The organism is Dethiosulfatarculus sandiegensis (assembly GCF_000931935.2).
Lineage (GTDB): Bacteria > Desulfobacterota > Desulfarculia > Desulfarculales > Desulfarculaceae > Dethiosulfatarculus > Dethiosulfatarculus sandiegensis.
This window is the reverse complement of sequence record NZ_AZAC01000003.1, coordinates 126542-139709: the sequence shown is the minus strand read 5'-3', so window position 1 is coordinate 139709 and position 13168 is coordinate 126542. Positions and strand designations below refer to the sequence as shown.

13 protein-coding genes are annotated in these 13168 nt (G+C 53.5%); 7 read left to right on the top strand and 6 right to left on the bottom strand.

The window, feature by feature from the left end:
- The first annotated feature begins 154 nt into the window (after nt 1-154).
- Nucleotides 155-811, top strand: coding sequence for a class I SAM-dependent methyltransferase (locus tag X474_RS03565; protein WP_052514815.1), 657 nt, complete (start codon nt 155-157; stop codon nt 809-811).
- A 31-nt stretch (nt 812-842) separates the two neighbouring features.
- On the opposite strand, the gene X474_RS03560 is transcribed toward X474_RS03565, so the two are convergent.
- Complete coding sequence (locus X474_RS03560) at nt 843-1289, bottom strand: MarR family winged helix-turn-helix transcriptional regulator (RefSeq protein WP_044346801.1); 447 nt, start codon at nt 1287-1289, stop codon at nt 843-845.
- A 207-nt stretch (nt 1290-1496) separates the two neighbouring features.
- Here X474_RS03560 and X474_RS03555 point away from each other — a divergent pair, with 207 nt between their 5' ends.
- The 3 genes from X474_RS03555 to X474_RS03540 all read left to right on the top strand — a co-directional run bounded on the left by X474_RS03555 (nt 1497) and on the right by X474_RS03540 (nt 6943).
- Complete coding sequence (locus tag X474_RS03555; protein WP_044346799.1) at nt 1497-2990, top strand: L-lactate permease; 1494 nt, start codon at nt 1497-1499, stop codon at nt 2988-2990.
- A gap of 36 nt (nt 2991-3026) precedes the next feature.
- Entirely contained in the window at nt 3027-5087 is a 2061-nt protein-coding gene (locus tag X474_RS03550; RefSeq protein ID WP_044346797.1) for an acetate--CoA ligase family protein, read from the top strand.
- A 314-nt stretch (nt 5088-5401) separates the two neighbouring features.
- Nucleotides 5402-6943, top strand: coding sequence for a glutamate synthase-related protein (locus tag X474_RS03540; RefSeq protein WP_044346794.1), 1542 nt, complete (start codon nt 5402-5404; stop codon nt 6941-6943).
- Between the two features lie 101 nt (nt 6944-7044).
- On the opposite strand, the gene X474_RS03535 is transcribed toward X474_RS03540, so the two are convergent.
- Entirely contained in the window at nt 7045-7914 is an 870-nt protein-coding gene (locus X474_RS03535; protein WP_052514814.1) for a LysR substrate-binding domain-containing protein, read from the bottom strand.
- 112 nt (nt 7915-8026) lie between these two features.
- Here X474_RS03535 and X474_RS03530 point away from each other — a divergent pair, with 112 nt between their 5' ends.
- On the top strand, nt 8027-8371 hold the full coding sequence (locus X474_RS03530) for a carboxymuconolactone decarboxylase family protein (protein ID WP_044346792.1): 345 nt from the start codon (nt 8027-8029) through the stop codon (nt 8369-8371).
- Nucleotides 8372-8530: 159 nt separating this feature from the next.
- Here X474_RS03530 and X474_RS26425 read toward each other — a convergent pair whose 3' ends face one another.
- Nucleotides 8531-8782 carry a hypothetical protein gene (locus X474_RS26425; RefSeq protein WP_197281966.1) on the bottom strand — a complete coding sequence of 84 codons (252 nt, stop codon included), beginning with the start codon at nt 8780-8782 and terminating at the stop codon, nt 8531-8533.
- Between the two features lie 21 nt (nt 8783-8803).
- On the opposite strand from X474_RS26425, the gene X474_RS03525 reads away from it, so the two are divergent.
- On the top strand, nt 8804-9475 hold the full coding sequence (locus X474_RS03525) for a thioesterase family protein (protein ID WP_231688281.1): 672 nt from the start codon (nt 8804-8806) through the stop codon (nt 9473-9475).
- Nucleotides 9476-9510: 35 nt separating this feature from the next.
- Here X474_RS03525 and X474_RS03520 read toward each other — a convergent pair whose 3' ends face one another.
- From X474_RS03520 to X474_RS03510, 3 genes are all read right to left on the bottom strand, one after another.
- Nucleotides 9511-10707 carry a putative sulfate/molybdate transporter gene (locus X474_RS03520; protein ID WP_044346789.1) on the bottom strand — a complete coding sequence of 399 codons (1197 nt, stop codon included), beginning with the start codon at nt 10705-10707 and terminating at the stop codon, nt 9511-9513.
- 9 nt (nt 10708-10716) lie between these two features.
- Nucleotides 10717-11478 (bottom strand): sulfite exporter TauE/SafE family protein, encoded by a 762-nt coding sequence (locus X474_RS03515; RefSeq protein ID WP_044346787.1) that lies wholly within the window; start codon nt 11476-11478, stop codon nt 10717-10719.
- Nucleotides 11479-11573: 95 nt separating this feature from the next.
- A complete protein-coding gene (locus X474_RS03510) occupies nt 11574-11927 on the bottom strand; it encodes an ArsR/SmtB family transcription factor (RefSeq protein ID WP_044346785.1) in 354 nt (117 codons plus the stop codon).
- A gap of 174 nt (nt 11928-12101) precedes the next feature.
- Between X474_RS03510 and X474_RS03505 the strand changes: the two genes are divergently transcribed.
- Nucleotides 12102-12968 carry a bifunctional helix-turn-helix domain-containing protein/methylated-DNA--[protein]-cysteine S-methyltransferase gene (locus tag X474_RS03505; RefSeq protein ID WP_044346784.1) on the top strand — a complete coding sequence of 289 codons (867 nt, stop codon included), beginning with the start codon at nt 12102-12104 and terminating at the stop codon, nt 12966-12968.
- Nucleotides 12969-13168 lie beyond the last annotated feature (200 nt).

Genomic DNA, 13168 nt, shown 5'->3' with positions numbered 1-13168 from the left:
TTTTTGTCGCCGGCGGGGTTTAGTATATCCATGCTTTGGCTACTGTGGTATTCCACAAGGCATCAAGCAAAGTTTCCAAGGCAGGCCGCGCGGCAGAACTTTAAACTGGTCCTCTTCTCCACTTCAGAACGGTTTTAAATTGGAGTGAAAAAATATGCGTGAAAACAGCGACCTCATGATATTCCACCAGATACGGGAGCTGGCGAACCTCAAGAATAAAACGGTGCTTGAAATAGGCTGTGGAGACGGGCGCATCACCTCTTTATTGGCAAAAGAGGTAAAAAGCCTGACAGCCGTTGATCCGGATGATGCCTGCCTGGAGAGGGCCAGGCAGGCGGTTTTGGGGGTTGATTTCCAGGTCGGCAGCGGTGAGGAGTTGAAGTTTCAGGACCGGCATTTTGACCTGGTGATCTTCACCCTTTCCCTACATCACCAAGACAGCGTCAAGGCCCTGACCCAGGCTGAAAGGGTGATCAAGGATCAGGGCGCGATTCTGGTCTTGGAGCCTGTACCAGAGGGGGAGATTGAAAAAATCTGCGAAGTGGTTGACGCGGAGGCCCATAAAAAACACGCAGCCCAAAAAGCCATAGGCCGAAGCGGCCTTTTTCTGAAGCACTCAACGATCTTTAAGGCTCAATGGATTTTTGATGACCTCTCAAACCTCTGGGCCTGGCTGGCTGATTATTACCAAACCACCATTAACACTAAAATGAAAAAGGAAATCCTGGCCACACTTGGAAAGAGGCCCAAAGAACCCTTATTGGTGGGGGATCTTATGATTGCCCAGCTCTTGTTTAAACCGGGGGTCTGAAATAACCATCTGGAAACGATATCTGCCGGAGTCAGCCTTTTTGCAGCATATCCTTTAACAGGCTCAGAAAGGCATCTTTTTGCCGCTCGGGCCAGTCGGCCAGCAGCACCCGGATATTTTCCCGTTGAAGCGCCTCAACCCTGGCCAGCACTTGCCGCCCTCCCTGCTCCAGGGTCAGGATGGTCTTGCGCTCGTCTGCCTTGTCCCTGGTTCTGCTCACAAACCCGGCCTTTTCCAGGCGCTTGGCAATGCCTGAAAGATTGGGTGAGGAGACCAGCAGTTTCTCCGCTATCTCCGTGATGGAGCTTTTGCTGTCCGGGCAGCCATCAAGCAAACGCAACACATTGTATTGCGAAAAAGAAAGGTGATGCTTGGCAAAAATAGCAGAGGATTTCCGTTTAAAAAGTTCAGAGGCCCGGACAATCGCCATCATTACCCGTTCGTTCGTCATGATGTCGTTTTGCCTGTCTGCCTGCATTGCCCCTCCCCTGTTCCGAACCGGCATCAAGAGCCTTGTTCACCACTTTACCAGCCTCCAATCCATTTGACACGTTATTACTTAACATGCTATTTAATAACATGTTAAGTAAATAGCCGCACCTTGCGCATCCTCCGCCAATGACCATGTCGGCTAAAGCACGCCACAACTCTGAAATTAAGTCTACCGGAGCGGAAAGGGGCAACCATGGAGGTCTTTATACTTAGCTGGACACCGGTTGTTTTCCTGACTTTGCTGGCGGTCTTCTTACGCCGCTCCGCCCTGGAGCTGGCCGTATACGGCCTTTTATTTTCTCTTGTTCTTTTGTTTTTATTTTTCAACACCTCCCTGGAAGTTGCCTTCTGGGCTGCCCTGGACGGCGTTTTCACCACTCTGCCCCTTCTGTTGGTGATCTTAAGCGGCATATTACTCTCCAACATTTTGACAGACACCGGCTCGCTTGTGCGTATTGTCCAATGGTTCAAAAAGGGAGCAGGCAACGCCTTGAACCGCAACCTTCTCATCACTTTCGGGGTGGGGAACTTCATGGAAGGAACCGGGGTGATAGCGGAACCCGTGGTGGCGCCGATGTTGCGGGCAGCCGGGGTCTCACCCCTGGGTTCGGCAGCCCTCTCCATTATCGGCTATGCAGGGCTGATGACCCTGGAGATGGCCGGGATCGTGATTATCATCCTTTCCCTGGTCACCGGTCTACCGGTCCATGACCTGGGCCTGGCCACAGCCTGGATCTCCATCCCGGCGGTGTTGTTCATGGCCCTTTCAGCACCCATATTCCTGCCCACTGGGGGAGCCCGAACCAAGGTGTGGATCCTTTCCCTGGGAATGGGGCTTTTACTGGGCTTATCCGCCCTGGCTGCGGTGCAGTGGCTGGGTGTCGCCGTTTCAGGCACCCTGGCTGGACTGGTGGTGATTTTATTTCTGATTATTATGGGTTCAGGCAGACTACAGATGGACTTATCCATATTGAAGGACCTGGCGCCCTTTGCGTTTCTGATCCTCTGCCTTTTTTCAGTTAACTCCATACCTTTCTTGAGGGAGCTCACCTTTGCCAAACTCTCCCTTAAAGTTAACCTCATACCGGTCCACTCAATAACCTTCAGGCCTTTATTTTCCGCCTATCTTTATATTTTTCTGGCTTGTTTGCTGGCAATCAGGCTACAAGGAATCAGGAAGGGCAAGTTAAGGGCAATCTTAAAAGTCACCTTGTCCAAGGGTTGGCGGGCCTGCCTGGCCATGGGCCTGTTCGGGGCCATGGGGCAAGTGATCAGCTATTCCGGTTATTTACCAGGCTTTGAGAGCCTGAATCAGGCCCACAACATCCCCTTTATCATTTCTCACGGACTGATCGGGGCAACCGGGGATTATTATCCGCTCTTTGTGCCGTTTCTCGGTTGGGTGGGAACCTTTTTAACCGGTTATGGGGTGGCCTCTTTAATGCTGTTCGGCCAGTTACAGGTGCAATCAGCCCAACTTCTGGGTGTTTCCCCCACTATTTTGGCTGCCGCCCTGGCCGTGGGAAGCGCCCTTGGCTCTATTTCCTCGCCCTTTAAAATCGCCTTGGCCTCCCCCATGGTGGGGGCCATGGGGCGCGAGGGCGAAATACTGCGCATAACCATACCCCTGGGCATTGGCGCATCGCTTCTGGTGGGGGTTGTTGTCTGGTTGTCCGGTCAGTTTTAGTTGCCGAGTCAGCCAAAAGGGAGATCTCAGGGGACCATGCAAAACATTCTCAAAGGATTCCTGGAACCGGCCAGCATCGCTGTGGTGGGGGCCAGCGAAAACACCATGAAGCCTGGCGGAAAAATTGTAGAGAATCTCATCAGCAAGGGTTATGAGGGAGCGCTTTTTTTACTGAACCCCAAAGCACAAACAGTGCAGGGTAAAAAGGCCTTTGCCTCCCTGGCCGAGCTGCCTCGCACTCCGGACCTGGTCTATATCGCCATTCCCGCGCCTTTGGTGGGCGACACCCTTGCCGAGCTGGGCTCCATGGGGGTCAAACGGGTGATCATATTAAGCGCCGGTTTTGGGGAGATCAACGAAAAGGGGCGGCAAGAGGAAAAGCGCCTGGCCGAGATAGCGGACCAATACGGCATGGTCATCCTGGGGCCCAACTGCCTGGGGGTCATGAGCCCTGTCCATGCAGGCAAGTTCGCGGGTCTGCTGCCTGAAATGAAGCCGGACGGCCTGGACTTTATCAGCGGTTCCGGGGCCACGGTGGATATCCTCTCCGAGCAGGCGGTGAGCCGGGGACTTTTCTTTAACAGCTTTTTCACGGTGGGCAACTCGGCCCAAACCGGTGTGGACGATGTACTGGCCCTCTTGGACCAGGACCACACGCCCCAAAGTCCCAAGCATATCCTGCTCTATATGGAAAAGATCTCCTCCGCTGAAAAACTTTTAAATCACGCCCGCAGCCTGGCCCAAAAAGGCTGTGTCATCGCAGCCATAAAATCAGGAGTGACAGAAGACGGCGAACGGGCGGCGGCTTCGCACACTGGGGCCATGGCAGTCACAGACACCGCAGTGCAAGCGCTTTTCGACAAGGCGGGAATCATAAGGGCCTCAAGCAAGCTGGAGATGGTGGATTTGGCCTCGGCCCTGGTCATGGCCAAGGGAAAATTCAACGGTAAAAGGGCCTGTGTGGTGACAGACGCAGGCGGCCCGGGGGTGATGACCACAGACGAGCTTAACCGCCAGGGCATCAAAACACCCTTATTTAAACCCGAGACCCAGGCCAAGTTGGCAGAACTGCTGCCGCCGGGAGCCGGGGTGAAAAACCCGGTGGACCTTCTTCCCACCCGCACCCCTTCACAGATAGCAGAAACCATGAAGATCATCGCGGAAATGGAAGCAGGGAACCTGGATTACATCCTGATCCAGGTCGGCGACCCCGGATTCCGGGACAACTGGCCGGTTTATGAGGCGATCCTAAAGAGCATGGAAACCCTGGACCTGCCTGTGTTCGCCTCCTTTTCCACCTCCATATCCTCTGGTGAGGCCCTTAAAAAATACCGGGCAAAAGGCAAATGCCATTTTGAAGACGAGGTCTCCATGGCCAGGGCAGTGGGGCGCATGGCAAACCGGCCGAAAATTCACCCGCCCAAGCCAGACCCGGTCGATTATGACAAGGCAAAGGTTGCCCAAATTTTAAATGGCGCGACCGGAGTGGTTTCTCCGGACAAGCTCCGTCAGGTGCTCATGGCCGCAGGCATACCAACTCCCAAGGAGCTGATAATCACCACGGAACAGGAGCTTAAGCAAGCCGAAAGCACGGTTCCCTTACCCTGGGTGATGAAGGTGGTGGGGCCTTTGCACAAAACCGATCTGGGCGGAGTGGTGACCAACGTGAGCCGGGAAGCGGCGGGCAAAACCATTGAGCGCCTGATGAAAATAGAAAATGCCCAAGGTGTCATGGTGCAGGAGCAGGTCCAGGGAATTGAAGTAATCATGGGACTCAGCCGAGAAAGCGGATTCGGGCATCTGGTTGCTTTTGGCTTGGGCGGTGTCCTGGCCGAGGCCCTAAAAGACGTGCGTTTTGGCCTGAGCCCGCTTGTGCCTGACGAGGCCTTGACCATGATCAATTCCATCAAGGCCCTGCCGGTGCTAAAGGGTTATCGGGGCCAACCGGGCATGGACTTGAACCGTCTGGCCGATATCCTGACCAGGGTCTCTCTCCTGGCCAGGGATGTGCCTCAGATAAAGGAAATGGATATTAATCCGCTCAAGGGCCAGGCGGAAAACCTGAGCGCAGTGGATGTGCGGATCATCATGGACTAGCGGTGAGTAATATCCTTGAGCCCTATAAAGGCCCAGGTGTTTAGGTTGAAATGCGGCAAGGGAAAAGACGCTTTTCCCCTTGTGCATTGCCCTGTCGCGTATCCGGCCGGTCGCCACTTTCAGCTGAACGACAAGCCGGGGAGAGGTTTAAGCAGCCTCTCCCCGGCTTTTTGGCCGGCTATTCATTTCTCAAGACAAACCGGCGTTTCAGCCAACAAACCAAAAAATACTGGGTAACAATAGGGATATGGAGTATGAATAGTTCATACCTGTATACATGTCTTACAAATCAATCCTGAAAAGGGAGAAATAAAATGAGCTATACTCCCGCTCTTGGCACCCCTGTCACCAACACCCGGATGAGAAGCCCCAAACACGCGGCCGACATCTCCGGCATGTGCGCCGTTTGCACAGCCGACTGCCTTGGCCCCTGTGAAATCGGGCTTTCGGCCCTGCGCGGGGCAGAGGCCATCCTGCCCCATGCCGCAGACATAAACCAGTTTGCATCCGAGAAAAAGTACCCGCTGGATTTCTCCCATTTCAATATAAACGGCCGGGTCTTCGGCGCCCTGGGAACCCAGGAGGATCCCTATGAGGCCACCTATCCCAAGGCCCTGATCAGCTCCACCTTTGGCCTGGCCAAGCCGGTAAAGGTCAAGGCTCCCTTTATCCTGCCGGCCATGGCCAAACTGGCCTGGAAAGAATACTTTGCCGGCGCCGCCCTGGCAGGCATCCCAGTGGTGATCGGCGAGGATGTCATTGCCAAGGACCAGGGCCTGGTCACAGACGGCCACCGGGTGGTGGAATCTCCGCTCCTGGCTGAAATGGTCTCCTGTTTCAGGCAATATCAGCGTGATTTCGGGGATATTGTCTTGCAGGCCAACTTTGACGACGAGTACCACGGAGTGCTGGAATACGCCATTGACAAGCTCGGCGTGAAATCCGTTGAGCTTAAATTCGGCCAGGCCGCCAAGGGCATTCAGGGCATGGGCCTGGTGCCGGATATCAAAGACGCTCTCCGTTTCAAGGCCCTGGGCTATATTGTGCTTCCCGACCCCACCGACCCGGCAGTGGCCGAGGCCCATGCCAGGAGAGAGGGCCCGATCTTCGAAAAAATCGGCAAGCTGCCGATGTGGACCCCGGAAGACCTGATCAAGCGGGTGAAAGAGCTTAGGAACCTGGGCGCGGAAAGGGTCTGTTTCAAGACCGGCCCCTTTGATCCCAATGATATTGCGACAATTTTAGAGATCGCCTCTGAAGCCGGGGTGGACCTGGTCACCCTGGACGGGGCGGGCGGCGGCACAGGCCACAGCCCGGCCAAGATGATGAACGAATGGGGCATGCCCACCGTCATCCTGGAGGTTCTGGTCTGTAAGATCCTGAAACGCATGCAAGAGGCAGGCAAGCCCCTGCCCCCGGTTGCCATGGCCGGAGGCTTTGCCACAGAAGACCAGATATACAAGGGCCTGGCCCTGGGCGCTCCCTTTGTGGGAACTATAGCCATTGGCCGGGCGGCCATGGCGGCTGCGTCCGTGGGGCGCGAGGTCGGCAAGGCCCTTTTGAACGGAACCCTGCCCAAGGAATACGCCGCTTTTGGCAACAGCCTGGAAGAGGTCTTCAGCGACCTGCGTCTCTTAAAGGCGGAATACGGTCAGGAGGCAACCCGTATACCCAGCGGGGCCATCGGCCTTTTCTCCTTTATCAACCGCGTCTCAGTGGGATTGAAAATGTTCATGGCCTTGAACAGGAAATTCAGCCTGGAGCAGATCAAACAGGATGATATTGTGCCCATAACCGAACTGGCAGCCAAAACCACCGGCTTGGCCACCTATGAGGAACTTCTGGCAAAAATCTGAACAAAAACTTCTTTTGCCTTAACCCGCTAAGCAAGGCCAGAGCCCTTTTATTGCAGGGCTTTGGCCTTAAATATTCTTCTTGAAAATTGCCTTTTTTCTTTTCAGACAGGCTCGCCCACCTTTTTAAGGGAGCTGAATTCCTGGACTATGTATTGCTTTAAACATTCCAGGGCCTTACTCTGCTGATCCCGGGCCTGGTGCAGGCTGATCACCGCCCGGGGCAAATCCGGCAAAACGCCCTTTTCAAGAACCCGCAGCTCAGGAAACGACAAACTGACCCCAATGGGAGCCACGGCGAAGCCTGCCTTGACAGCACTGAGCAGCCCGGCAATGCTGGGGCTGGAATAGGCAATGCGATAGCTAATGCCCTTTTCGTCCAGTGCCTTAAGGGCCCACTTTCTGAACAGGCACCCCTCATGAAAAAGGGCCAGGGGCAACGGCGATTCCTTTTCCGGCAGGGCATCCCGGGAAGCCGCCCAGGCCAGGGGTTCATAGCGCAAAAATTCCCCTCCCTCATCTCCGTGAGCACTGTTGCACAGGCAGATATCCAATTTATTATTTTTAAGCATCCCTAGAAGCTCGTCGGAGAGGCCGCAATAAAGATCCACCCTGACCAAGGGGTATTTAGACTGAAAATGCCTTAAAACCACGGGTAGGTGTTGGGAGGCATAATCTTCAGCCGCACCCAGGCGAACCACCCCGCCGACCTCGGGCCTTTTCAAGGAAGCCAGCGCCCGATCATGCAGACTGAGCATCTGCCTTGCGTAATCCAACAACTCCTCGCCATGGGGAGTTAGTTCAACCCCCCTGGAAACCCTTTGGAAAAGAGGCTTTTCAAGCTCATCTTCCAGTCTTTTGATGATATTACTCACCGCCGATTGGGTGAGGTTCATCTGCCTGGCGGCGCGGGTGAAATTACCGGCCTGGGCGGCGGCCATGAAAATGCGCAGGTTGTCCGGAGTAAGATGCATATGCTTATCCATAAAATTTTGTAATGGATACCATCATAAACATTCACTTGTCAAATACATACAATTCTCCCATAAATAGACCAACTCAACTCTGCATCAAAAGGAGGGAAGCATGCTGGAAAGCCAGATTGAACTTAAAAACCAGATCCATGAGCAATCAAATAAATACAGGGCCTTGATGCCGCATATTGCCCAAGCCTATGAGGACCTGCCCAAGCAGGTCTACGGAGATGGAGCGCTTAAGGGCAAGACCAAGCGCCTGATGGCCATGACAGCCGCCCTTATCAAGGGTTGCCGGGCCTGCATTTTGTATCAAGCCGAAGAAGCCCTCTCCCTGGGGGCCACCCCGGAAGAAATTCTGGAATGCATTGGAGTGGCCTTAAGCCTGGGAGGCACCTTGGCTGAAGGCGAATCAAGCAGGCTCATAGGTTTTTTAGAGGAAAAAGGCATTATCTGATCAAGAGTCAATCGCGCAAAACCCGGTTTAGAGGGTTATCCACAAGCAGCCCTCTAAACCGGTCCAGGCCCAAGTTGCCTGAAAACTTCTTTTACTATTCAATAAGCCTTGGCCCAAAGATCAAAAGCAATCCAAAAGCTGAGAAACATCCCGTCCAGATTAATTCAATTCCCTTTCCGGCCCACTTCCCCTAAACGACGGAAATCTGCTAAAACCAAATAGGGGCGGTGTTTTTTTCCGGTATAGATTTTTTACGCCAGGAGCCAGCGCCTTGATTGCGGCCATACCAAAGCTGAAAGGTTTTTCATGCCCAGCTATAATCTTTGTGATTCTTTTTTTTGCCGGACAGGTCAAGGGAAATATCATCCAACCGAAGCCACCATTGGTCCCTGGTCGCCCTTGTTGCAACATGGGGGGCCTCCTTCATCCCTCTTGACCCATTGTTTGAGAACCTTTCTCAACCCAAGCGGCGACTACCGGATCACCAGGATTACCATTGACCTTTTGGGGCCGATCCCTGTAAAGCCCTGCGAAATCAGGGTCAGGCAAATTCGCTCCGGCAAAAAAATCGAACTCTTGCAAGCGGAATACAGGGCAGAGGGCAAAACAATTCTTAAGGCCCATGCCTGGCGCATGAATGCGGAAGAAGACGCTTCGCCCAGGATTTCACAGGGCTACATCCCTCCCGAGCTGCCGGGCCCGCAGGTGCAGATGTATTTCCAGGGAGTTCTGTATTTTCCCTATGCCGAATCGATTGAATGGCGTTTCACCAAAAGCGACTATGACACCCTGGGGCCCGGCGCTGTGTGGGCCAAACCCAAAATACCCTTGATCGAGGGAGAGGAGATAGACGATGCCGAGGCCCTGGTGCTCATACTGGATTCCGCCAACGGGGTGAGCGCCGAGCTGCACAGCAGGGACTGGATTTTCGTGCCGGTTGACATGACGGTCGGCTTTTACCGGGAGCCAATCGGACCCTGGCTGGGCATGGACGCCAAGACCTCTATCGGAACCCACGGCTATGGCCAGACCACAACCCAGACCTTTGACAAAAAGGGAGGCATTGGCCACAGCATGCACACCCTTTTTGTGCGCTCAAGGTAAGCAACTTTCTTGCAGCTGATTAGCGCGCCCGGGGATCAGACAGATAGTTTTTTCCACTTAAGGACCTGGGCCACGATCATGCCCACTATAAAGCCCGCAGCCAGGTTCGCGGCCAGGGTGATCCCCAAAATCAAGGTGGCCACAAAAAAATCCTTACGGGTCTTAAGCTCCATGATGGTCAAGGTAAGCTGGGAACCGGCAAAGACCAAAAGCACCCCCAACACACTCATGGGCAGAAGATTAAAAAGGCCTGTGATGTTGTTGCCGAGTAAAAGGGCCAGGCCGGTAAACAAAACCCCTATCATGAGGTTTGAACCCGCACTGCGGGCCCCGAAGCGGTAATGGGCGGCCAGTCCGCCCGCGCCGTGACAAAGGGGCATGCCGCCCAGGCTGAAGCTAAGGAAGTTGGCCAGGGCCATGCTCACGCAGGCCTTTCGATTGGTGAGCTTGTCTGAGGCCTCCCCAAAATAATCCCTGGATAAATCCGTATAGGCCAGCACTGCGTTTCCCAGGGTCATGGGCAATTGGGGCAAGACCAGGGCAAAAAGGGCAAAGGTGAAATCCGCTTCGCCGGGAAAACCAAAGGGCAATAACGCAGGCAAATAAAACCCAAGCCCCTGGTTTGTGAAATCCATCCTGGCCCCCAAAAGCAAACCTGTGGCCAAGCCGCCGACAACCACCACCAGTCCGGCCGGTATTTTGGTGTTATCCAGCAACAGCAGGGTTACCACCGCGGCCAACACGCCTATGACCAGGCTAATGGGTAGGGGACCCAATGCCTGCCAGGCCAGATGCGGCTCCACCGCCTTTTGCAGGACCTGATAGGTGGAGGCGCCGATCATGAATTTTATTCCGCCCGAGACAAGCAAGGCCCCGGTTGAGAGCTGCACTCCCCGGATCACCGCAGTGGGGGTTATCTTTCGGATCAGGTCTATGGCCCCGGTAAGGCCGATAATCAACAAAAAAAGGCCCATTATCAAAGACGACGCCAGAATCTGCTCCGCGCTCATGGCAGTGGCAATGGCATAGGCTCCGATCACCTTCATGGGCTGGATCGGCACTGTGATCCCGAAATAGATCCCGGAAAGCACATAAAACAAGCCAATACTCAAAAACAAACCCAAAGGATTCAAACCGTTTATAAGAACCATGGCCATGGCAATGGGAAGCAGGGTTCCCAAATCACCCAAAGAACCGGCCAGCTCCATCCGGTTAAACACAAACTTTTTCATGTCGCTCTCCTAGAGCGTAAAAAAAGCCTGGTGCAGAAGTTTCAGGCACAAAACAAACAACACCACACTGAACAAGAAACGAATGGTCTTGCCCTTTAATCTGGAACTCATGATCCTGGCCCCGGCCTGGCCGCCTATAAAACAGGCCACAGCCGCTGGCAGGATGAACCACCAATCAACGGATTCCCTGGAGGTGTAACCTAAAAAACCGGTCAGGGAAGAAAAACAGACTATAAAAGTGGAAGAAGCCGCCGCAGTCTTGGTTGGGGTTTTGAGCACATAAATCAAAAGCGGCACCACAAACACACCTCCGCCTATGCCGAGCATGCCGCCCATAAGCCCGATCAGGCCGCCGATCAAAACCCCGCCGATTATCTTTTGGGCGGGTTTTATCTGAGCGTCTTTCTTTTCTTGGGGGGAAAAGAAAAGCATGCGCACCCCGGCCAGGGCCATGACCACTGCCATGGTGATGAGAAAGGGCTTAAGCTCAATGCGCAGGTTTATAAAGGAGCCCAAGGGCGCTGCCAGGCTGGAGGCCGCGATCAAGGGTATGGCCAGGGTGAAATCCACCATTTTTTTACGGGAATAGGCATAGGCGGCCGAAGCCGCGGCCACCAGGTTCAGAAAAAGCGAGGCTGAGGCGGCCTGGGCCTTGGCATAGCCCAAAACCAAAAAGAGAGGGGAAAAAATTAGTCCCCCGCCCAAACCCACCATGGTCAGCAAAAGGGATATAAAAAAGACCGCCGCAATCAGAAGCACTGAAATATTCATCTATCTTTAACTGCCTTGTTTTATATTCCGGAATTCAATCGGAACCCTTTTCCATGGCCAAGCCATCTTCCTTTGCTTTTATTTTGGATTACAGCCTATTTTTTGAGCAAATCTTCGGCCGGTTGGAAGGCCGAGGGGCAGGTGTGGTGTTTTATTGCCATCCCCCCGGACCGGTCTCTGGTGAGCAGTTCAGCCACTTCACCAGAGATCCTTTTAAGGGCTGAAGCATCCACCACATAGTGGGTCCAATACCCTCTTTTTTCTCCCCAGACCAACCCGGCCTCGCGCAACACCTTGAGATGTTGGGAAACAGCAGGCTCGGAGATGCCCAGGCTCTGGGCCAGGGCCCCCACGCACAAGTCCCCTTCGAGCAGCAGATGTATGATCTGCATGCGCTTATCATCGGCCAGGGCTTTTAAAGACTGCACTAACTCCACGGCTGAATCCATTTAAGTAATCACTTATTTATTTAATAAAACTTTCATCAGCTTTGTCAATTAAAAACAAAGGAGCTTCCCCAGAAAACAATCTCCCGGAATTAATAGCTGGACGCGCAATAATCGGGCGGAAAAATAAACCAGGGCGGAATAGTATAAAGAAGCATCTGCATCAGGGAGGACCAGATGAATAACCGGGAATATATACTTAGGACAGACGATTACCGGGTAGTGGAACAGGCCATCAGGTTTATGGAAGATAACTTCAGGTCCCAGCCAACCCTGGAGGACATGGCAAAAAACCTTGGCCAGGACAAATACCAATTTATCCGTCTGTTCAAGAGATGGGCCGGAGTGACTCCGTTGAAATTCCAGCAGTTTCTCACCCTGGATTACACCAAAGCCAAACTCTTGGAATCAAAAAGCCTGCTCAGCGCATCTTTACAGGCAGGGCTTTCCGGTCCCAGCCGTTTGCATGATCTGTTTGTGAATTTCGAAGCAGTTACGCCTGGTGAATTCAAAAATAAAGGCGCAGGGCTTGAGATTAGTTACGGAATCAGTGACTCGCCTTTTGGCCCCTGCCTGCAGGCTCTCACCAAACGGGGCATCTGCCATCTGGCCTTTATGAGCAGCTCAAATGAGCAGGAACTGCTCGCGGGTCTTAAAAATTCCTGGCCCGGGGCCAAATTCGTTCGTGACGATCACAAGGCCGGGGAAATAGCGAAAACAATCTTCACCCTGCCCGCCAAAAGGCCGGACAAACCCTTTAACCTTTTGCTAAAGGGGACAAACTTTCAAATCAAGGTCTGGCAGGCTTTACTAAACATCCCGTCCGGTTTCATGGTGACTTACCAGGATGTGGCTGTCTGGCTCGGCAAGCCCAAGGCCTTTCGGGCCGTGGCCAATGCCGTGGCCATGAACCCGGTGGCCTACCTGATACCTTGCCACCGGGTGATTGCCAAATCAGGCAAGATCCACAAATATCGTTGGGGCTCTCAGCGTAAAAAGGCGCTTGTCGGCTGGGAAGCAGCCCAAAGCTCCCAAGAACAATAATTACACCCTGCCCCCCTCTACCTCTATTCCCTAGGTCTTATTCCTTCAGCCCTATAATTTTCCTGTTTGACAAAATAACCATATTCAACTATACCCCCACATCATGAAGGAGATTCTCCCCCAACCGGATCAAACTCCTCAAGATGCCGACTTGATTCACTCTTCCAAGGAGGGGCTTTGGGTGGCAGTCCGCTTCTCAG